The 19674-nt window shown below is 63.2% G+C and carries 18 protein-coding genes, 1 tRNA gene and 1 pseudogene; 12 read left to right on the plus strand and 8 right to left on the minus strand.

Annotation, left to right across the window (positions count from 1 at the left end):
* Positions 1–72 precede the first annotated feature (72 nt).
* Positions 73–1851: an acyl-CoA dehydrogenase family protein gene (locus tag HYH08_RS30865; protein ID WP_220013603.1), complete on the minus strand. Its 1779-nt coding sequence runs from the start codon at positions 1849–1851 to the stop codon at positions 73–75.
* A gap of 240 nt (positions 1852–2091) precedes the next feature.
* Between HYH08_RS30865 and HYH08_RS30870 the strand changes: the two genes are divergently transcribed.
* Positions 2092–2166: transfer RNA gene (locus HYH08_RS30870), tRNA-Gln, on the plus strand.
* A 183-nt stretch (positions 2167–2349) separates the two neighbouring features.
* On the opposite strand, the pseudogene HYH08_RS37915 reads toward HYH08_RS30870, so the two are convergent.
* A pseudogene (locus HYH08_RS37915) lies at positions 2350–2595 on the minus strand (DUF1622 domain-containing protein); the annotation flags it as partial.
* Positions 2596–2728: 133 nt separating this feature from the next.
* On the opposite strand from HYH08_RS37915, the gene HYH08_RS30880 reads away from it, so the two are divergent.
* The 7 genes from HYH08_RS30880 (at position 2729) to fabI (ending at position 11117) form a co-directional block, all read left to right on the plus strand.
* Positions 2729–4087, plus strand: a complete 1359-nt coding sequence (locus HYH08_RS30880; protein ID WP_220013604.1) for a DUF2254 domain-containing protein — start codon at positions 2729–2731, stop codon at positions 4085–4087.
* Positions 4088–4089: 2 nt separating this feature from the next.
* The gene (locus HYH08_RS30885; RefSeq protein ID WP_220013656.1) at positions 4090–4749 is read left to right on the plus strand and encodes a hypothetical protein; all 660 of its coding nucleotides are present in this window, start codon (positions 4090–4092) and stop codon (positions 4747–4749) included.
* Positions 4746–5834 (plus strand): AI-2E family transporter, encoded by a 1089-nt coding sequence (locus tag HYH08_RS30890; protein ID WP_220013605.1) that lies wholly within the window; start codon positions 4746–4748, stop codon positions 5832–5834. The genes HYH08_RS30885 and HYH08_RS30890 overlap by 4 nt, the downstream gene beginning before the upstream one ends.
* Before the next feature lie 66 nt (positions 5835–5900).
* A complete protein-coding gene (locus tag HYH08_RS30895; protein WP_220013606.1) occupies positions 5901–8120 on the plus strand; it encodes a DUF3141 domain-containing protein in 2220 nt (739 codons plus the stop codon).
* A gap of 29 nt (positions 8121–8149) precedes the next feature.
* The gene (locus tag HYH08_RS30900; RefSeq protein WP_228748187.1) at positions 8150–9112 is read left to right on the plus strand and encodes a phosphate acetyltransferase; all 963 of its coding nucleotides are present in this window, start codon (positions 8150–8152) and stop codon (positions 9110–9112) included.
* 5 nt (positions 9113–9117) lie between these two features.
* Positions 9118–10332 (plus strand): acetate/propionate family kinase, encoded by a 1215-nt coding sequence (locus HYH08_RS30905; RefSeq protein WP_220013658.1) that lies wholly within the window; start codon positions 9118–9120, stop codon positions 10330–10332.
* Positions 10329–11117 (plus strand): enoyl-ACP reductase FabI, encoded by a 789-nt coding sequence (gene fabI, locus HYH08_RS30910; RefSeq protein ID WP_220013607.1) that lies wholly within the window; start codon positions 10329–10331, stop codon positions 11115–11117. The genes HYH08_RS30905 and fabI overlap by 4 nt, the downstream gene beginning before the upstream one ends.
* A gap of 32 nt (positions 11118–11149) precedes the next feature.
* Here fabI and HYH08_RS30915 read toward each other — a convergent pair whose 3' ends face one another.
* From HYH08_RS30915 to HYH08_RS30935, 5 genes are all read right to left on the minus strand, one after another.
* On the minus strand, positions 11150–11608 hold the full coding sequence (locus HYH08_RS30915; RefSeq protein ID WP_220013608.1) for a MaoC family dehydratase: 459 nt from the start codon (positions 11606–11608) through the stop codon (positions 11150–11152).
* Between the two features lie 14 nt (positions 11609–11622).
* Positions 11623–12273, minus strand: coding sequence for a 3-oxoacid CoA-transferase subunit B (locus HYH08_RS30920; protein ID WP_220013609.1), 651 nt, complete (start codon positions 12271–12273; stop codon positions 11623–11625).
* Between the two features lie 4 nt (positions 12274–12277).
* Positions 12278–12931, minus strand: coding sequence for a CoA transferase subunit A (locus HYH08_RS30925; RefSeq protein WP_220013610.1), 654 nt, complete (start codon positions 12929–12931; stop codon positions 12278–12280).
* 67 nt (positions 12932–12998) lie between these two features.
* On the minus strand, positions 12999–13610 hold the full coding sequence (locus HYH08_RS30930) for a hypothetical protein (protein ID WP_220013611.1): 612 nt from the start codon (positions 13608–13610) through the stop codon (positions 12999–13001).
* The gene (locus tag HYH08_RS30935; RefSeq protein WP_220013612.1) at positions 13607–14533 is read right to left on the minus strand and encodes an alpha/beta fold hydrolase; all 927 of its coding nucleotides are present in this window, start codon (positions 14531–14533) and stop codon (positions 13607–13609) included. Before HYH08_RS30935 ends, HYH08_RS30930 begins: the two co-directional genes overlap by 4 nt.
* A gap of 132 nt (positions 14534–14665) precedes the next feature.
* Here HYH08_RS30935 and HYH08_RS30940 point away from each other — a divergent pair, with 132 nt between their 5' ends.
* From HYH08_RS30940 to HYH08_RS30955, 4 genes are read left to right on the plus strand one after another with little or no spacing between them, the layout of a single operon-like run.
* The gene (locus HYH08_RS30940; protein ID WP_220013613.1) at positions 14666–17173 is read left to right on the plus strand and encodes an alpha/beta hydrolase; all 2508 of its coding nucleotides are present in this window, start codon (positions 14666–14668) and stop codon (positions 17171–17173) included.
* Between the two features lie 10 nt (positions 17174–17183).
* A complete protein-coding gene (locus HYH08_RS30945; RefSeq protein WP_220013614.1) occupies positions 17184–18047 on the plus strand; it encodes an alpha/beta fold hydrolase in 864 nt (287 codons plus the stop codon).
* 39 nt (positions 18048–18086) lie between these two features.
* The gene (locus HYH08_RS30950) at positions 18087–18263 is read left to right on the plus strand and encodes a hypothetical protein (protein WP_220013615.1); all 177 of its coding nucleotides are present in this window, start codon (positions 18087–18089) and stop codon (positions 18261–18263) included.
* A 16-nt stretch (positions 18264–18279) separates the two neighbouring features.
* Positions 18280–18735: a potassium channel family protein gene (locus HYH08_RS30955; RefSeq protein WP_220013616.1), complete on the plus strand. Its 456-nt coding sequence runs from the start codon at positions 18280–18282 to the stop codon at positions 18733–18735.
* Here the strand turns inward: HYH08_RS30955 and HYH08_RS30960 are convergent.
* Entirely contained in the window at positions 18716–19399 is a 684-nt protein-coding gene (locus HYH08_RS30960; RefSeq protein WP_220013617.1) for a helix-turn-helix domain-containing protein, read from the minus strand. The two genes, HYH08_RS30955 and HYH08_RS30960, sit on opposite strands and share 20 nt — an antisense overlap.
* Between the last annotated feature and the right edge of the window lie 275 nt (positions 19400–19674).

The following is a 19674-nucleotide window of genomic DNA, read 5'->3' on the forward strand; positions in this document are numbered from 1 at the left end:
TCGCTCCGCGAGCATCTCCAGCGACAACCGCTTCGCGGTTGCGCGGGGATGACGGGATCGACACCCGACCAGCTACCCCAACAGCACCGCATCCGCCGCTGCGACCGACTCCGCGCTCTCCGTCACCGTCCGCTCCAGCGCGCCCGCCTGCACCGCGATGTTCTCGGCGAAGAAGCGCGCAAGCGAGACGTAGCGCGATGCGTCGGGATTGCCGTCGGCCTTCGCTGCGAGTGCTTCGGAGGCCAGCATGCAGCCGCCGAGCGTCGCGCCGAACTGCTGGAGATACGGCGTCGCACCTGCGAGCGCCTCGTTCGGTGCGGAGGCGACGCGTTCCAGCAGCCATTTGCTGGTGCGGGTCAGCGCCTCCAGCGCCTCGCGCAATTTCGCACCCGTGGTGCCGAAGCCAGGATCGTTGGAGGCCTCGACCTGCTTGACGGTCGCCGCGAGCTCGTCGAGCAGCGCCCACACCGAAGCACCGCCATTGGCCGCGAGTTTGCGCGTGACGAGGTCGATGGCCTGGATGCCGTTGGTGCCCTCATAGATCGCGGTGATGCGGGCATCGCGATAATGCTGCGCAGCGCCGGTCTCCTCGATGAAACCCATGCCGCCATGGACCTGCACGCCGAGATAGGCAACCTCGTTGCCGATATCGGTGGAATAGGCCTTCGCCATCGGCGTCAGCAGCGCCGCGCGAGCGGCCGCTTCAGTGCGCACCTTCGGGTCCTTGGCGCGCGTCGAGACGTCGATCGCAACCGCAGTCGCGTAACAGATGGTCCGTGCGGCAGCTGTTTGCGCCCGCATCCGCATCAGCATGCGCTTGACGTCGGGATGGACGAAGATCGCGTCGGAGCCGTCGCCCTTCTTGCCGACTGCGCGGCCCTGCTTGCGCTCCTGCGCGTAAGACAAGGCCTGCTGATAGGCGCGATCGGCGACGCCGACGCCCTCGAGGCCGACGCCGAGGCGGGCCTGGTTCATCATCGTGAACATGCAGCGCATGCCCTGGTTCTCTTCGCCGATCAGGAAGCCGATCGCGCCGCCATGGTCGCCCATGGTCATGGTGCAGGTGGGGGAGGCGTGCATGCCCAGCTTGTGCTCGACGCCCGAGGCGAAGATGTCGTTGCGCGCGCCGAGGGAGCCGTCGGCGTTGACCATGAACTTCGGTACGAGGAACAGCGAGATGCCCTTGGTGCCGGCGGGTGCGTCCGGCAGGCGCGCCAGCACGAAATGCACGATGTTGTCGGTCATGTCGTGCTCGCCATAGGTGATGAAGATCTTCGTCCCCTTGATGCGATAGGTGCCGTCGGCCTGCTTCTCGGCGCGGGTGCGCAGCGCGCCGACGTCGGATCCCGCCTGCGGCTCGGTCAGCTGCATCGTGCCGGTCCACTCCCCGGTGACCAGCTTTGCCAGGTAGATCTTCTTCAGCTCCTCGCTGCCATGCGCATCGAGCGCCTCGATCGCCGAGGCCGTCAGCAGCGGGCAGAGGCCGAAGGCGACGTTGGCGGCGCTCCAGATCTCCGTGCAGGCCGCGTTGATGGCGAGCGGCAGGCCCTGGCCGCCGAAATCCTCGGGGCCCGACACGGCATTCCAACCGGCCTCGGTCCAGCGCTTGTAGGCATCGGGCCAGCCCGGCGCGGTCGTGACCTTGCCGGAATCGAGCTTGATGCCGTGCTCGTCGCCGACCTTGTTGAGCGGCGCCAGCACGTCGGTTGCGAACTTGCCGGCCTCCTCCAGCACGGCGGCAACGATGTCGCCGTCGAAATCGCCGTAATGGCCGGCGTCCATCGCGGCCTTCAGGCCGGCGCCATGGTTGAGCGACAGCAGCATGTCAGAGATCGGCGCGCGGTAGGTCATGGCTCACTCCCCGTGGACATCGTTGGCGCCGTATTCCCATGAAACGGGGGAGGTCTCAATGGGCACGATACGGGACCGCATCGGACCTTTGACGGGGCCATAATAAGGTGTGGCGCGTCCCGGACCGGCGGCTGTGGTATTTTGCCCCTCCAGGCGGTTGAAATGCCGCGCCGCTCCCTATAGACCGGCAGCGAACGACACGGAATCTGCGGGTGCCAGCCCGTTCCGTTCGTCGCCTGATGGGGCGTAGCCAAGCGGTAAGGCAGCGGATTTTGATTCCGCCATTCGGAGGTTCGATCCCTCCCGCCCCAGCCAGAGGCTCCGCTTCCCCTGAAATTGCTGACAAATCCGGCCTGGCTGGGGCGCTGCTGCACAGCGCTGCGACACATCACTGCTGCACAGGATGTCGCTCGCAATGGCTTTCCACATCTTTCGGCGAAAGGTGCGGACCACGACCAATCCGGCCAGGAGGCCGAGGCTCACGAAGGTCAGCTCGATCGCGATCGTCTTCACGATATCCGCCGCCACCAGCACTTCGAGGCCGAGCAACAGCGATCGGCCGATGCTGGTCTTGTAGCGGTCATAGCGCGACGCGACGTCCCGCCCGAAGATGTATCGGGCCGACCAGATGATCCCGACGACGATGATGAACACGCCGAAGATCTCGGTGCCGATGCCGACGAGGTGAATCCAGTGGCTGGTGGCGGTCTCGAAGGTGGAGGCGTGATCGGCGGCGGAATTCATGACTCAGAATCTTCGTTGCGCGCGCAGCGCGGCGTCGCGACGAGCGTGGCGTCCGTCCGATGAGCGCGCATTGATCCACGCTTGCGTCACGCATTGTTGATCAGGATCAACAAACCCGCCCACAAGCGCGGGGATGCTGTCGCCGGCCGGGTCGCCCGGCCGGCATTCGGGCATCGTGAAAGGTAGCGGCATGCAGCTCTGGCTGATCCCCACGCTCTATGCGATTGCGAGCGTCGCGGCCGGCTTTCTGGTGCCGCGCCTGGAAGCGACGTTCCTGGCCGTCAGCCTCAATCTGTCGACCTCCTCCGCACAGGCCTATTTGTCGGCCGTCGCCTCGGGCATGATGGCGCTCACCGGCATCGTGTTCTCGATCGCCTTCGTGCTGGTCCAGTTCAACGCCGTGGTCTATTCGCCCCGCCTCGTGGTCTGGTTTGCACGCGACCGGCTGCTGTTTCACTCGCTCGGCATGTTCGTTGCGACTTTCATGTACAGTCTCGCCACGCTGGCCTGGGTCGATCGCCAAGGTGCTCAAGGCGGCGTTCAAGGCGTGCCGTTTCTCTCGGCCGCAATCGTCGCAGCCATGCTGGTCGCCAGCGTGCTGATGCTTGCGCAACTCGTCCAGCGTTTGAACAATCTCCAGATCATCCGGGTGCTGCAGGCGCTCGGCGATATCGGCCGGCAGGTCATCGCCGCCACGTATCAGGCGGTCCCAGGGCGGACGTCCGGCAACGCCGCGCCGGCGCAACAACCAACCCCTGCGCCGGAGCTGACGGTCAAGCATGTCGGCAATCCGCAGTCGGTGACGTCGATCGACATTGCCGGGCTGGTCGGCCATGCCCGCCGCATGGACGGTCTCATCATGATGGAGTGCGGCGTCGGGGACACGCTGCTCGAAGACAGCGTGATCCTGCATGCTCACGGAGCGAATAGCCTCGCGATGGAGAAGGAGCTGAGTGCATGCGTTCATCTCGACGAGCAGCGCACTTTCGAGCAGGACCCGAAATATGCGATGCGGCTTCTCGTCGATGTCGCGATCAAGGCGCTGTCCCCCGCCATCAACGACCCGACGACGGCCGTGCAAGCCATCGACCAGATCGAGGATATGCTGCGGCGGCTGGCCAAATGTGATCTGGAGGCGTGCCGGGCCTATGACGACAACGGCGTTCTCAGGGTGATCTACCGGATGCCGACCTGGGAGGACTATCTCGCGCTGGCTTTCGACGAAATCCGCCAATTCGGGTCGACCTCCATCCAGGTCATGCGCCGGCTGCGCGCCGCGCTTGCCGAGCTCGGCGACTGCGCCCGCGGGGAGCACGCAAAACTCGTTCGCGACTATCTCGGCCATCTCGATTCCGGGATCGAGCGGTCGAGCTTCGATGCGCAGGACCGCGCCGCGGCCCGCATCGAGGATCGGCAGGGTCTGGGCTTGTCGCATCTCCACGGCGTGGCGGGCCCGACAGCCTCGGACGAAAAAGGGCGGGCCGTCTCGTGATCATGCAAGCCGCCGGATTGACCCGAGCAAAATTGCGCGCCCCGCGCGTGGCGGCCGCGGCGGGGATCCTGTTTTCCCTGCTGCTGCTCGCGGTGTTCTGGCTGATGCGCCGTTCCGTGCCGGCCGATCCGCTCGAACCGGGTGCGTGGCTGCACGGGGGCACCCGCAACGTCGCCTTGGCATTGAACCTCGTGCCCTTCGCGGGCGTGGCGTTCCTGTGGTTCGTCGGCTTTCTTCGCGACCGGCTCGGCGAGCGCGAGGATAAGTTTTTCGCGACGATCTTCTTCGGCAGCGCCGTGCTAATGCTCGCGATGTTGTTCGCCGCCGCGGCCGTCATCGGCGCCGTCATTCTGGCCTTCCACGCGGCGCCGAATGTGCTGATTAATTCCGCCACCTTTCATTTCGGCCGCGGTCTGGCCTACGGAATGGTCAACATCTATCTCGTCAAGACCGCCTCCGTGTTCATGATGACGACGTCGACCATCGCCCTCTACACGGGCCTCACGCCGCGCTGGCTGGCCTATGGCGGGTACGGAGTTGCCGCCGTCCTTCTCATCGGAAGTTATTACATCGACTGGAGCCTTGTCGTCTTTCCATTCTGGGTGCTGCTGGTGAGCATCAACATCTGGCTCAAGAAAGATGATCGCGAGGTGCGCTCGTGAGGACGCTCCGTCAGCTTCTCCAGGGCGAGGAGTTGATCCGGCTCGTCATCCGCCTCGGACTGCTGGCGCTGCTGATCGTCTGGACGCTCGTTCTGATGCGCCCGTTTGGAACCATCCTGGCCTGGGCCGTCGTGCTCGCCGTCGCGTTCAACCCCGTCTTCGTCAGGTTCGCAAAGATGTTGGGCGGCCGGCCGAAGCTCGCTTCGATGCTTATCACCGCAATCAATCTCGCCATCCTCATCGGGCCGGCGGCGTGGCTCGGCATCGGCGCGGTGGAGGGGATCAAGGATTTTGCCGGGCAGTTATCGGCCGGAGAGTTCAAGGTTCCGTCGCCGCCGGAGTCGATCAAGAGCTGGCCTCTGTTGGGATCGCAACTCTACGAGTTCTGGGACCAGGCATCGTCCAACATTCGCTCGGTGCTGCGCCAAGTGACCCCTTACCTGAAGCCGCTGGCCGGAACGCTGCTGGGGCTTGCGGGCGATGCCGGCATTGGCGCGATCAAGTTTCTGCTGGCGGTCGCCGTCGCCGGCTTGATGCTGCCGTATGGCCAGCTGCTTGTGGTGGCGGGACGCAAGCTCCTGTCGCGGATCGTGCCCGAGCAAAGCGAGCACTTCGTCGAGTTGGCGGGCGCAACCATCCGTGCGGTCGCCCAGGGGGTGATCGGTATCGCGGTCATCCAGGCTCTGCTCGCCGGTATCGGCTTCAAGCTGGCCGGTATTCCGATCGCCGGCCTTCTGGCGTTCATCGTGCTGCTGCTTTCAATCGTGCAGATCGGCGCCGCGGTCGTCATGCTGCCGGTGATCATCTGGATTTGGACTGCCAAGGACGTCACCACGGCAGTTCTGCTGACGCTGTTTCTGGTTGCCGTCGGTCTCCTCGACAACGTCTTGAAACCGCTGCTGATGGGCCGCGGGCTGACCACACCGACGCTGGTGATCCTGGTCGGTGTGATCGGCGGGACGCTCGCGCATGGCATCGTCGGCCTGTTCATCGGACCCATCGTCTTGTCGGTCGCCTGGGAATTGATGGTGGCATGGATTGATGCGGGTCGTGGCGGCGTAGCCCCCGATCAGGTCGACCGTTGACCTAAGTCAACGTATCCCGTCCGCCCTCGGGCTCTCAATGAATGCGCGGACAAGAGAGGTCGGAACATGTCGATGGAAACTCCAAATCTGCCGGGCGGCCCTCTGTCCGGGCTCGTTGCTTCGGCGGTCGAATATCTGGTCGACGCAGGACAGCGCAGTGTGCTGTTCCTGGACATCATGCGCCGACGCGGCGACCAGTATCGCGAGCACGTGGCGCAGACGGCTCCGCACGTTCTGCAGTATGCCGCCGAACTGATCATCGACGGCCGCAGGCTCGATGAGCCGGTCAATTACGCGCTGGTCCGCATCATTCCGCCCAAGGGAGTCGAGATTGACCTTGAGCGACGGCCGTTCATCGTGGTCGATCCGCGTGCCGGACACGGCCCGGGAATCGGCGGCTTCAAGGCCGACAGCGAGATCGGTGTCGCGATGAAGGCGGGCCATCCCTGCTACTTCATCGGCTTCCTGCCGGAGCCGATGCCGGGACAGACGATAGAGCGCATTGCCCGCGCCGAGGCGCTGTTCATCGAGAAAGTCATCAGCCTGCATCCGAAAGCCGACGGCAAACCCTGCGTGATCGGCAACTGCCAGGCCGGCTGGGCCGTGATGATTCTGGCATCGTTGCGCCCGGAGCTGTTCGGGCCGATCATCATCGCCGGCGCACCGCTCGCCTACTGGGCGGGTGTGCACGGCAAATATCCAATGCGCTATTCGGGCGGGCTCTTGGGCGGCAGCTGGCTGACGGCGCTCACCAGCGACCTCGGCGCGGGCAAGTTCGACGGCGCCTGGCTGGTGCAGAATTTCGAGAACCAGAATCCCTCGAACACGTTGTGGACCAAGCAATACAACGTCTATTCGAAGGTCGATACCGAAGCTGACCGGTACCTCGAATTCGAACGTTGGTGGGGCGGTCATGTCAATCTGAACGCGGAAGAAATTCAGTTCATCGTCGACGAACTCTTCATCGGCAACAATCTCGCCGCCGGCAAGATCGAGATGTCCGACGGCAAGAAGGTCGATCTTCGCAATATCCGATCGCCTATTCTGGTGTTCTGCTCTGAGGGCGACAACGTCACGCCCCCACAACAGGCGCTGGACTGGATTCTCGATTGTTACGCCGACGTCGACGAGATCAGGGCTTACGGCCAGACCATCGTCTATACCGTCCACCAGAGCGTCGGACATCTTGGCATTTTCGTCTCCGGTGGCGTCGCCAAGAAGGAGCATGCGGAATTCTCCGAGAACATCGATTTGATCGACGTGCTGCCGCCGGGACTCTATGAGGCAACCTTCGAGGCCAAGGACGAGGAGACGACGAGCTCGGATCTGGTTGTGGGCAAGTGGGTCATGCGTTGTGAGGCGCGCACGCTTGATGACATCCGGGCCATGGGCGGCAATTCGCCGGAGGACGAGCGTCGCTTCGCCGCCGCCAAGCGCGTCTCTGAAATCAACCTGGCGGCGTACCGGAAGTTCGTCCAGCCCTGGATCAAGAAGGTCGTGAGCCCGCAATTGGCGGAAACGATGCGTAACCTGCATCCGCTGCGGCTGCAGTACGAAGCCTTCAGCAGCAAGAATCCGCTGATGGCGACGGTGAAGTCCGCTGCGGAAGAGATAGAGGACACGCGCAAGCCGGCGGCGAAGGACAATCCGTTCCTGGCGTTCCAGGAGCAGATGTCCAAGCAGATCGTGCACGCGCTCGACAGCTGGCGCGACGCAACGGAAGCGCTGAGTGAAACGGTCTTCCTGAACGTCTATGGATCGCCGGCTCTGCAGGCGGCGCTAGGAATCGATCCGACATCGGAGGTCTCACGCCGGCGCGAGATGCCAACCGAGCACCGGGCGATGCTCGAGAAGCGGATTGTCGAGCTGAAATCCAGGATCGGCGAGGGTGGCCCTCGCGAGGCGGCCATCCGAAGCCTGCTCTATATCGGCTCGGCCCGCGGGATGGTCGATGAGCGCAGCATCGAGGCGCTGCGCCGCGTGCGGCGCGATTATGGCGGGCCTCGCCTGTCGCTGGCCGAGTTCAAGATGCTGGTTCGCGAGCAGTTCTTCATGCTGCTGCTGGATCAGGAGGGTGCACTCGCCTCCATTCCGAAGCTGTTGCCCGATGACGTTAATCAGCGCCGGGCGTTGGTTGCATCCATGCACGAGGTGCTCTCCGCCAGCGGCGGGGTGACCGGCGAGCGCGCGAACCGCCTCCAGCGGATTGCCACGCTTCTCGGCGTCGAGGTGGGGGAGGGCAGCGCGACCAACGTCGCCCCTTTCGATCAGGCGAGAGCGTCGTAACGGCAGTCAAAAGGATCGGGAGCAACATCATGTCGGCCGATGCCAGCCAATCGCAGTTCTCGAGCAAATATGACCGCCTGATCGCGGCCGCCAAGGCCATCTCTGCAGCTCCGACTGTCGTGGTGCATCCCTGCGACGAGACCTCGCTGCGGGGGGCGGTCGACAGCGCACAAGCCGGGATCATCCGGCCCATCCTGGTCGGCCCCGAAGGCAAGGTCAGGGAGACCGCCAAGAAGTTCGGTCTCGACATTTCGGGCTTCGAGATCGTCGACGCCGCGCATAGCGAGGACGCTGCCGCCAAAGGGGTCGAGCTGATCCACGCCGCCAAGGGCGAACTGCTGATGAAGGGCAGCCTGCACACCGACGAGCTGATGCGGGCCGTCACCGCGAAGGCCGGAGGCCTGCGCACCAACCGCCGCATCAGCCACGTGTTCGTGATGGACGTGCCGGCCTATGCCGAGACCTTGTTCGTGACGGACGCTGCAATCAACATCTTCCCCGACCTCGATGCCAAGCGCGACATCATCCAGAACGCGATTGATCTCTATGTGGAGGCCGGCTTCGGCAAGGCGCCGCGCGTCGCCATTCTGTCGGCGGTCGAGACCGTCACTTCGAAGATTCCCTCGACCATCGAGGCGGCCGCGCTGTGCAAGATGGCTGATCGCGGCCAGATCACCGGTGGCGTGCTCGACGGCCCCCTGGCCTTCGACAATGCGATCGACCCCGAGGCGGCGCGCATCAAGGGCATCAAGTCCGAGGTCGCCGGTAGGGCGCAGATCCTGGTCGTTCCGGATCTCGAGGCCGGCAACATGCTGGCAAAGAATCTTGCTTACTTCGCCAAGGCCGATGGGGCCGGCATCGTGCTCGGCGCCCGCGTTCCGGTGGTTCTGACTTCGCGAGCCGATACCCCGCGCGCGCGAATGGCCTCTTGCGCAGTGGCATCGCTTTACGCGAACGCGCGCCGCCAGCGCGCTCCTACGATAGCCGCATGACCGCCATGGATACCATCCTCGTCGTCAACGCCGGCTCTTCCAGTGTCAAGTTCCAGATCTTCTCGGTGGAGGGCGAGGGTCGGCTGCGGCGACAGATCAAGGGCCAGATGGATGGCATCGGCAGCCGTCCGCGGCTGAAGGCAAGCGGCGCGGCGGGCGATCCCCTGGCCGACCGCGCCTATCCCATCGAAGCGGTGCCGGACGTTTCAACTGCGATGGGCGTTGCCGGCGCGTGGCTGCGCGAGGAGCTTCGTATCCACCCGATCGCGGTCGGGCATCGGGTGGTGCATGGCGGTCCGGATCACGACAAGCCGGTCCTGATCGACCACGGCGTGGTGGCCCGGCTGGAGCGCTTCACCAATCTCGCCCCGCTGCACCAGCCCCACAATCTGTCGCCGATCCGCTCGATCCTGGCGAATTTTCCGGCGCTGCCGCAGGTCGCCTGCTTCGACACCGCATTTCATCGCACGCATGGTGCCCTGGCGGACTATTATGCGATCCCGCATCAGCTTCATGCGGAGGGCGTGCGACGCTACGGCTTTCACGGCCTGTCCTATGAATACATCGCGCGGGCCCTGCCGAGCGTTGCGCCAGAGATTGCGAAGCGCCGGGTAGTCGTTGCTCACCTCGGCAGCGGCGCCTCGATGTGCGCCATGAAGGACGGGCGGAGCGTCGAGAGCACCATGGGTTTCACCGCATTGGACGGCCTGCCGATGGGAACGCGGCCGGGCCAGCTCGATCCCGGTGTCGTGCTCTACCTCTTGGCCGAGAAGGGGATGTCGGCCGCAGGCGTGCAGGACTTCCTGTACCGCGAATGCGGGTTGAGGGGCCTTTCCGGTGTCAGCAACGACATGCGCGAGCTCGAGAAGAGTGAGGACCCCAAGGCCAAGCTCGCGATCGACTATTTCGCCTATCGGATTGGCCTTAACGCCGGCATGCTGGCGGCGGCTCTGCAAGGTCTCGATGCCTTCGTCTTCACGGCCGGGATCGGCGAGAATTCCGCAACCATTCGCGCCCGCGTGGCCGAGCAGCTCGGTTGGCTCGGCGTGACGCTGGATCCGATCCAAAATTCGCGCCATGCGCGACTGATCTCGCAGCCCGGCAGCCTCATTCCGGTTTACGTGGTCCCGACCGACGAAGAGCTGATGATCGCGCAGCATACGCTGTCGCTGCTGATGAACACGCCATCGAGCAACTCCAAGCAGGAGAGGGTGTCATGATTCCCGTCTATCCCGAGACCAAGGTTGCCCTGAAGGGCAAGAAGGGGCTCGTCGTCGGAATTGCCAACGACCAATCCATCGCCTGGGGCTGCGCCGGGGCGTTTCGGGCGCTCGGGGCCGAACTCGCCGTGACCTATCTGAATGACCGCGCGAAGAAGCACGTCGAGCCGCTGGCGCAGGCGCTGGAGGCACCGATCTTCATGCCGCTCGACGTCATGGTTGAAGGGCAGACCGAGCAGGTCTTTGAACGGATCGCAAAGGAGTGGGGGCAGCTCGACTTCCTGCTGCACTCGATCGCCTTCTCCCCCAAGGAAGCACTGCATGGCCGCGTCGTGGACGTCGGCCGCGAGGGCTTCCTCAAGACCATGGAGGTCTCCTGCTGGTCCTTCCTGCGCATGGCCCATCTGGCCGAGCCGCTGATGAAGAACGGCGGCACGATGTTCACCATGACCTATTATGGCAGCCAGATGGTGGTCGAGAACTACAACATCATGGGCGTGGCGAAAGCTGCGCTTGAATCGGCGGTCCGCTATGCGGCGGCCGAACTGGGTCCCAAGGGCATCCGCGTGCATGCGATTTCGCCAGGACCATTGGCGACGCGGGCGGCTTCAGGCATCCCCGAGTTTGATGAGCTGATGGACAAGGCGCAATCGAAGGCGCCAGCACGAAGCCTCGTAAGCATCGACGATGTCGGCAATGCCACCGCATTCCTGGCGCTCGACGGTGCCAAGCTCATGACGGGTGGAGTGCTCTATATCGATGGCGGTTACCACATCATCGATTGAACAACGGGATGGCGCGCTGATCGCGCCAGCACTTACCGATAGTGCAGCGCGATCAGCTCGGCGATACAGGCCGGCTTCGTGCCGCCTTCGATCTCGATCACGAGATGATAGTTGACGCGCAAGCCGTCGGGCGGCACGTCCTCCGCTTCGGCAATGGTCACGCGTCCTCGTAATCTGGATCCAGCCGGCACGGGCGCCAGATAGCGGATCCGATCCGCGCCGTAGTTCAACGTATTGCGCAATCCTTTCAGGCCGATCACCGATCGGATGAAGAGAGGCGCGAGCGCGAGCGACAGCAACCCGTGGGCGATGGTCTTGCCGCCCGGCATCTCCTTTGTGGCACGCTCTTGATCGACGTGAATCCATTGCTCGTCGCAAGTCGCTTCCGCAAACTGGTTGATCCGTTCCTGGGTAATCTCGATCCAGTCGCTCGCTCCGATCTCGGTGCCGACGGCCGCCTTGATCTCTTTGAAGTCGCTGAATATTCGCATCTTGCTTGGCCCGCTCAAATCTTCATTTCGGGGACGCTGTCGCCGACAACCAGCTCAGCTTCCGTGACCGCCATGACTTCGCCGACGCTGACGCCGGGGGCGGTCTCGATCAGCGCCGCTTTGCCGTCGGGAAAGCCGATCACCGCAAGGTCGGTGACCACCAGGCTTACAGCTCGGCTGGACGTCAGCGGCAGGTTGCACTGCTTGACGATCTTCGACTTGCCCTTTGCGGCATGCTGCATGGCGACAATGACGCGCTTAGCGCCGGCCACCAGATCCATGGCGCCGCCCATGCCTGGTACCATCTTGCCGGGGATCATCCAGTTGGCAAGATGGCCGCCTGCGTCAACCTGCAGGCCGCCGAGTACGGTGACATCGACATGGCCGCCGCGTATCAACGCAAAAGACATTGCGCTGTCGAACGTGCTTGCGCCCGGCAGCGCGCTGATCGGCCGGCCGCCGGCATCAGTGAGCAGGGGGTGCGCCAGTCCCTGCTCGGGAATCGGTCCAGTGCCGATCAGCCCGTTCTCCGACTGAAAGAACACTTTCAAGTCCGGCGAGACATAGTTGGCAACCAGCGTCGGAATGCCAATGCCGAGATTGACGAGATTGCCGGGCTTGAGCTCCTGCGCGACACGCCGGGCGATGATCTCCTGTGCGTCCATGAGTTCATCCGTTGGAATTGGTGATGAGATAGTCGACAAGCGGCGCCGGCGTCATGACGTGGTCGGGCGCAATGACGCCGACGGGAACGATGTGCTCGGCGGTGACGATCACCGTATCGGCCGCCATGGCCATCACCGGATTGAAATTCCGAGAGGTCAGCGCATATGAAAGATTGCCGAGGTAGTCGGCGAGGAAGGCATGCACCAGCGCGAATTGCGCACGCAGCGCGGTCTCGAGCAGATATGGCTTGCCGTCGACTTCGATCTGGCGCTTGCCTTCCGCGACCAGCGTGCCAACGCCGGTCGGTGTGAGCACGCCGCCCAGGCCACTGCCACCGGCGCGAATGCGTTCGGCAAAGGTGCCTTGCGGAATGAGATCGACGGCGACCTGGTTTGTCAGCATCTGCTGCTGTGCCTTCGGATTGAGGCCAATGTGGGTGGCGGTCAGCCGCGACACCAGCGTTGCATCGAACAGCTTGCCGACCCCTTTGCCCGGCGTGGCCGCGTCGTTGCTAATGATCGTGAGATTGCTCTTCTTCTGTCGGACCAGCTCGTCGAGCAGGCGCTCCGGCGTCCCGACGCCCATGAAGCCGCCGACCATGAGGCTCGCGCCGGTCGGGATCATCGCGACGGCTTCTTCGACGGATACGGCCCTCATGATCGGAGCTCCGGTCAGTTCGTCGGCGGAATGTTGGCGTGCGGTCAGCGTCGTCCTTTGACTTGAGTCAAGACTTCGCGCCATTTTCGTCGCTCGAAATGTCGATGCTCGCGAGCATTTCGCGCCATAGCTTGCGCACCTCGGCGTGGCGCCGTTCGAGCGCGGAGCTCACGGCATCGCGAAACGGCACGAGGCTTTCGCCCTTCAGGAATATGATTTGCGCTTGCAACAGCCGGCCACTCTCGAACTCGACGCGCCGCAGCGCCATCACGAAAGGATCGTTCGCGTTCGCCTCGACCGGCAGCAGAGCCGCCGGCCGGATGCCGGCATGAACGGCGTGGGCGAAAGTCGCAAGGTCGACGGCGAGCGCCAGCGACTGATCCGGAAAGCCATCTACGGCCGCAGGAAACCAGGTGGTCTCCCAGGCCGTGGCGAGATAGCCGAGGGCGAGGTCCGGCGTCCAAGAGGTGGCGCGCAGGAGCAGCGAGACGATCTCGGACTCGTTGTAGAACTGCGCGTTCAGCTCGGTCTGCCAGGCTGATTCCAGCCGCAGCGGGAGGGCAAGCGCGAAGCGCCGCGCAAGTGCACCATGGGCCGAGATCAGGAAGCTCGCGACGCGGGTCTGCTGCCGGGCAGGCACGCGGCCATTGGCATCGAGTGGACCGAAGAAGGCGCTCATGCGACCGCTCCCGTGACCGGGATTGCGCGCAGATGATCGTAACCGGCAGGAAACGGCATGAGCTCGCCGCCGGCCTCTTCCGGGGCGATCCAAACCGACTTGTTGCCGTGCCAGCGTCCCGCCATCACGTCAGCCGCGAAGCGGGCGAGCAGATCGGCCGTCAGCGCCGGCTTCTCCAGCGTGAAGGCGTGATAAGCCCGCGGAATGATGACGAGCGAGCTGTTGGGAATTTGAACACGCAACGTCTCGTGCAGCGCGCGCGGGGTGAGGAAGTCGAACTCGCCGTTCAGGATCATTGTGGGCATGCCAATCGATGGCAGTTGCGGCGTGAGCGGCTGGAAGTCGAGGAAGGATTCCATCAGGTTCTGCAGGGCGTAGACATCGTTCACGAGCCAGCCCTGTCTCTTCACGCTGTCGAGCCTGTCCAGCACCGGTGCCAGCCATTGATCGGAGACGTTCATCGGCAGCAGCAGGTCCTGCAGGTAGCTGGTGCCGCCAAGGATCAGGCCGGTGCGCAGCGCATTGCCGAGCAGGAACAGTTGCGGCGGGAGCTCGGCAAAGCAACTCATCGGGACCAGCCCGGCCAATCGATCGCCATGCGCGATGGCATAGCGCAACGCGATCAGACCGCCGAAGCTGATGCCGCTCAGGAATACGGGCCCGTTGCAAAGCTCCTGGATCAGGAGGTGCAAGGCCGTAACCTGATCGTCCTGGCTGATGAAGAGTGCGGGCTTGTCGGACTCGCCCTGACCGAGCAGATCGAACGTTGCGACGCGGAAGCCGCGAGCGATGAGCGCATCGCGATAGGCGGCCCACAGCTCGGCATATTGCGTCAGACCATTCACCAGTACGTAGGCCGGCGCGTCGGATGGGCCGTTGAGCTCGTAGCGGATCCGATACGAGCCATGGTTGAGGAAGGGCATTGCGGCGATCCGCGGGTAAATTGGTGCCGAAACATCCTCGGTCAGAACTTCCGCAATCCGTTGAGTTAAGTCAAAGGATGCCGGGCAGCCGCTCCTAGCCTTTGATCAGAACAGTTGCCGGAGGATATCGCCATGAAAGGAAGCGAGGCCATGCGCCGTGTTCTCGTGAGTGTGGTGGTGCTGCTGATCGGCACTTCGCTCGCGCTTCCCCAGCCATTCACGCGCCGCTCGTCGCAGATGCAGCATGACGAGCTGAAGAAGACCTATGAAATCGCGAACTTCCGCCTCGGCGGCAAGTACGATCTCTCCGATCCCTCAAAATGGGAGAACGGCGGCGAGGGCGGCGTCACCCTGGAATCGCTGGGCGCGGGCAAGCTGCGGACGGCCTACATCGCGATCGGCAATGCCCGCCGCAACGCGGCGGGCGAGATCACCAATGCTGTGATCGTCAACTCCTACTATTCCGGCGACTCCACCGACATGTATGAGCAGTGGGTCAAGGGCGCAGCGTTGTCCGGGGGCGTGCCGATCATCGGCCCCGGTCGGCCGATCGATACCGATCGCTATTACGTCGTCATGGTGGATCCGCTCGGCACCTGGGGTGCAAGCAAGCCGTCCGACGGGCTCGGGATCAAGTTTCCACAATATAGCTACTACGACATGGTGCAGGCGAACTACCGCATGCTGCACGATGGCCTGAAGATCGCTCGCGCGGCGCTGGTGACCGGCGTCTCGATGGGCGGCACCCAGACCTATGTCTGGGGCGTTATGCATCCGGAATATGTCAGCGCGATCATGCCGATCGGCGGTACCACGCAATCGGATGGCGATGATCCCGTCGGCAACTGGACCTTCCAGATGATGACGGCCGCGATCGAGGCCGATCCCGTCTGGCAGGCGACCAAGGGCGACTATTACAAGCTGCCCAAGGAGAAGCACCCGGTGCCAGGCGTGGCTTTCGGTTGGTCGATCCTGGGCATGACTGGGTACGACTTTGCCTTCCGCACGAGCCAGAACTGGAAAGCCGTGCAGCCGGAAATCTTCTATTGGGATCCGCCGAACGAGAAGGCGGGGCTGAACGTCACCAATCGTGCCAAGCTCTACGATGCCGTCGATCTCGTCTGGCGCAACCGGGTTGGCGAGACCCACAACATCAATCCCTATCTCGGCCGCATTCGCTCGCGCACCTTGGTGATGCACATCACCAACGACCTTTGGCTGAACTTCAAGCTGGCCGAGAAGGCGGTCGACCGCGTCCCCGGCGCAGACCTCATCGCCCAGGAAAGCCCGGTTGCGCATTACGGCGTGTTCCCGATCATCAACCAGCGCAAGAACGACCCGAAGTTCGTCGCCTTCATGGATGACGTCGCGGCGCTGGATCGCGCGCAGAAGTTCGAGGACAAGAACTACCGGGTCCCCGGCGTAGCGGAAAACATCGATCCGAAGAAGTCCTTCTGGAAGGATTTCGTGACCTATCCTTATCCGGTGAAATACGCCAATGCCAAGGACGAGACCGGCAACTCCTGGCAGATCGGCTACATGGATGAATATGCCGGCTCCGAAAAAGACCCCAAGGTGCTGGTGATCATCCACGGCAAGGGCGCCTTCGCCGGGCATTACGGCAACGTGATGCAATACGCCCTACGCAGCGGCTTGCGTGTGATCGCACCCGACCTGCCGCATTACGGCATGTCCGGTCCCGGCAATCTCGACAAGAGCCCGGCCCGCACGATGCAGGACATGCGCGAGGTGATCTACGACCTCGTCGTCAACCAACTCGGCGTCAAAAAAGCCTATTACCTCGGCCATTCGCTCGGCGGCCAGTTCGTGATGGGCTACGCCTTGACTTGGCCCGATGCGGTCCAAGGTCTCGCCCTCGAGGCTCCTTCCGGGCTTGAGGAATATCCGCGCGACATCACCATCGCGAAGGACAAGAAGGCGAGACTGTTCGATCAGGCTTTTGACCACGACTTCGACAAGTGGAAGGCAACCTGGGGCCCGACCGGGATCCTCGACGCCGAAATCAAACGTTCGGAGCAGAGTGTCCGTGACTTCTTCTATTTCAAGAAGCGCGACCCCGAGACCAACGTGGTGTCAGCGGCCAAGAGCGGCTACTTCTTCGGCGACAGCGAATATGCCCGCTTCCACACCGAGCAGCGCGTCGGTCTGATCAAGGGAAACCCGAAGGAGCTTGAACAGTGGTGCAACGTGTTCATCTACGACATTTACACCATCGGCGCCGAGCTGCAGCAGGATGATCCGAAGAACCTCTACGAGCGGCTCACGCAGATCAAGGCACCGATCTTTCTCTCGTTCGGTGACAAGGAGCCGTTCATTCCGACGCCGGCATTCAACGGATTGACGGATCTCGGCCGCGACGCGATCACGCCCTTCATGTCGCGCATGACCAATGCGGGCAACCGGCCGATTTTGAAGATCTACCCGGAGACCGGGCACTTCATCCACACAGACAATCCGGTGGAGTTTCCGGCCGATGTCGTGGATTTCGTGACCAGGGGAACGGTCGACACCTCTTCCCCGATGGGCACGGATCGCATGATCAAGGGCGCCGTTGTCTCGGCATTGCCGGTGGCGCCGACGCCCCCGGGCGCGGCGCCGACCGCCGGCCTGAACAAATAGGACCTCGATCATGCCAAGAGTGCAGGCGGGCGAGGTCCAGTTGGGCTGGCGGGAGTGGGGACGAGGCGACGTCACGGTCGTGTTCGTCCACGGCAACCTTGCCAGCAAGGACTGGATCGAACTCGCCGCGCCGCTGTTTCCCTCGGGGCTCCGCGTGATCGGGATCGACTGGCGCGGCTGCGGTGACAGCGAGCGGCCGAAGCCGGCTGCCGACTATGTCAATTATTCGATGCAGCAGCATGCGCAGGATCTGCTGGCCGCGCTCGATGCGCTCGGAATCGAGTTCTGCCATCTCGCCACGCATTCCACCGGAGGCATCATCGCTGCGCGGATGCTGCTGATGCAACCGCAACGGTTCGGGCGGGTGTTCGCGCTCGATCCCGTTACGCCGCTGGGCATGGCCTTCAATGCCGGTCAGATCGACGTGTTTCGGGCGATGATGGCGAGCAGGGAGGTGACGCGGGCGGTGATGGCCACCGCGGCCTCCTCATTGTTCGTTCCCGACAGTCTTGCGCCAAACACCATGCCGCGATTTCGAGAGGGGCTTGGAGACATCCCGCGCCTGTTCGAGCGCATCCTCGAGCAGACTTTCACCGTCTCGGAGGGCATCTGGATCGGCACACCCGTCAATCTCAACCGGGAGTGGGAAAGCAAGGAGCTGGAGCATCGGATGGCCGAAATCCGGCATCCGCACCTGGTGCTGTGGGGAGAGCGGGACGGGTGGATCCCGCCGGCTGACCTGAGGACCATGGCGGCCGCTATGCCGGACTGCCGGCTGGTGATCGTGCCCGGTGTCGGACATTCGATGAACCTCGAAATCCCGGCGCTCTATGCCGGCTATTTCGGCGCCTGGTTCGGAGGACTAGCGAGATAGCAGCATCGCTATCGGAAACGAGGGAACGAGGACAATATCATGGCCGGTACGACCAAGCTCTCGGTTGAGAAGGCGCTCGAAAAGCTGCGTCGCGACGAACTGCAGAAAACCGGGTCGGAACAGCGCGATGAGAAGACCGAAGCGCTGCAAAAAGAGATCAAACGCATGAGAGCACAAAGACAGCGCCTCGACCCGATCTCGCGCAAGCCTGGCTGAGCTGCGTTCGGTTCGGATGACAATCCAAATCCTGGCTGGCGGTCTCGTCAGCGCGATCAACATCATGATCCACGCGATTGTGACGGTCGGTGCCATCGGCATCGCTCGGACCGCCGGCTTGAAGCACACGGGCCGACCAAGGCTGCACCTGATGGCGGTGATGGTCGCGACTGCAGCAGTGCTCATGCTCGCGCACACGCTGGAGGTTCTGGTCTGGGCGCTGGCCTATTTGATCCTCGGCGCTGCGCCAGCGGAAGCGGATCTGCTCTATTTTGCCTTCGTCAATTACACCACGCTGGGTTACGGCGATATCACGCCGCATCAAGCATGGCGCTTGACCGGACCGATGACCGCCATGAATGGCATTCTGTTATTCGGCTGGTCAACCGCCGTGCTGTTCGAAGTTCTGCGCAAGACGCTCGAGCACGTCGCCGCGATCGGCGCTTCCGGGGTTAGCCCTGCAGATCGATAGTGGCGAGCTTCCGACGGTCTGACAGCACGATCTGGCGCTGTGTGTTGCCGACAAAGTCGATGATCCCGAACTCGTGGAGCCGGGACAGGGCGCGTGACACGGTCTCCAGCGTCAGGCCAAGATAGTCGGCGATGTCGCGTCGTGACATCGGTAGCGCGATCACGTCAGCCCCGGTCAGCCGCTGGTCCATCTCCAGGATGAAGGCCGCGACCCGTTCCAGCGACGTCTTGCGGCCCAACAGCAGCATGTGATCTTCGGCATGCTGAAGGTTATTCGTCGTCATGCTGAGCAGGTTGTTGGCGACGACAGGATCGCTGTCGGCCACCAGCTTCAGGGTTTGCCTGCGGATCAACCGGACGGTGGTGTCAACAATCGCCTCCGCCGTGAAGCGGTGCGAATCGCTGTTCTCCAGTCCGAAGATGTCGCCGGCAAGGTGAAACGCGCCGATCTGACGCCGTCCGTCCGACAGGAGCTTGTAGCTTCGCACTGCACCCGTCTTGACCTGATACACGTAATCGGCAGGCTCCTTCTCGCCGTAAATTTCAGTCCCTTTCTTGTAAGAAAATTCGCTTAAACTAACCGCCGGATTCAAGCCGCTGGTCATTCCGAGGTCGCGAAGCGAATTTGGGCGGTGGGTGGGATCGGTTGTGATGCGCACGAACATGGGCCAACTCCCCAACGGATGCTGGATTGGTCTCAGATCAGAGTTCCATTCGGGGAATGCGCCGCGCTATCCCACTCCCGTTGAGGTTGATTTACGACTAAAGAGGATATTCCCGTCCATTGTCTCTGGGGACATTGTACTTTGGGACAAGGGTGCAAGGGGCGTGCGCGGAATGAGATGGCCGACGAGTGATCTGCACGGCGTGAAGCGAGGTTTCGATTTGAGGTGTTTCGCCAAGCAGGAGGCAGTTCAGAGCAACGGATTGCCTTCCGATC

Origin of the sequence: Bradyrhizobium sp. BR 10289 (assembly GCF_019455385.1) — a bacterium.
Taxonomy (GTDB): Bacteria; Pseudomonadota; Alphaproteobacteria; order Rhizobiales; family Xanthobacteraceae; genus Bradyrhizobium.

Bases quoted from the DNA above. Each gene is read 5' to 3' on its own strand.
- HYH08_RS30925 (WP_220013610.1), bottom strand. From the start codon at position 12,931: ATGAGGGCCGTATCCGTCGAAGAAGCCGTCGCGATGATCCCGACCGGC.
- fabI (WP_220013607.1), top strand. From the start codon at position 10,329: ATGATTCCCGTCTATCCCGAGACCAAGGTTGCCCTGAAGGGCAAGAAG.
- HYH08_RS30915 (WP_220013608.1), bottom strand. From the start codon at position 11,608: ATGCGAATATTCAGCGACTTCAAAGAGATCAAGGCGGCCGTCGGCACC.
- HYH08_RS30895 (WP_220013606.1), top strand. From the start codon at position 5,901: ATGTCGATGGAAACTCCAAATCTGCCGGGCGGCCCTCTGTCCGGGCTC.
- HYH08_RS30930 (WP_220013611.1), bottom strand. From the start codon at position 13,610: ATGAGCGCCTTCTTCGGTCCACTCGATGCCAATGGCCGCGTGCCTGCC.
- HYH08_RS30900 (WP_228748187.1), top strand. From the start codon at position 8,150: ATGTCGGCCGATGCCAGCCAATCGCAGTTCTCGAGCAAATATGACCGC.
- HYH08_RS30935 (WP_220013612.1), bottom strand. From the start codon at position 14,533: ATGCCCTTCCTCAACCATGGCTCGTATCGGATCCGCTACGAGCTCAAC.
- HYH08_RS30950 (WP_220013615.1), top strand. From the start codon at position 18,087: ATGGCCGGTACGACCAAGCTCTCGGTTGAGAAGGCGCTCGAAAAGCTG.
- HYH08_RS30905 (WP_220013658.1), top strand. From the start codon at position 9,118: ATGGATACCATCCTCGTCGTCAACGCCGGCTCTTCCAGTGTCAAGTTC.
- HYH08_RS30940 (WP_220013613.1), top strand. From the start codon at position 14,666: ATGAAAGGAAGCGAGGCCATGCGCCGTGTTCTCGTGAGTGTGGTGGTG.
- HYH08_RS30945 (WP_220013614.1), top strand. From the start codon at position 17,184: ATGCCAAGAGTGCAGGCGGGCGAGGTCCAGTTGGGCTGGCGGGAGTGG.
- HYH08_RS30885 (WP_220013656.1), top strand. From the start codon at position 4,090: ATGCAAGCCGCCGGATTGACCCGAGCAAAATTGCGCGCCCCGCGCGTG.
- HYH08_RS30865 (WP_220013603.1), bottom strand. From the start codon at position 1,851: ATGACCTACCGCGCGCCGATCTCTGACATGCTGCTGTCGCTCAACCAT.
- HYH08_RS30960 (WP_220013617.1), bottom strand. From the start codon at position 19,399: ATGTTCGTGCGCATCACAACCGATCCCACCCACCGCCCAAATTCGCTT.
- HYH08_RS30955 (WP_220013616.1), top strand. From the start codon at position 18,280: ATGACAATCCAAATCCTGGCTGGCGGTCTCGTCAGCGCGATCAACATC.
- HYH08_RS30880 (WP_220013604.1), top strand. From the start codon at position 2,729: ATGCTGTCGCCGGCCGGGTCGCCCGGCCGGCATTCGGGCATCGTGAAA.
- HYH08_RS30920 (WP_220013609.1), bottom strand. From the start codon at position 12,273: ATGGACGCACAGGAGATCATCGCCCGGCGTGTCGCGCAGGAGCTCAAG.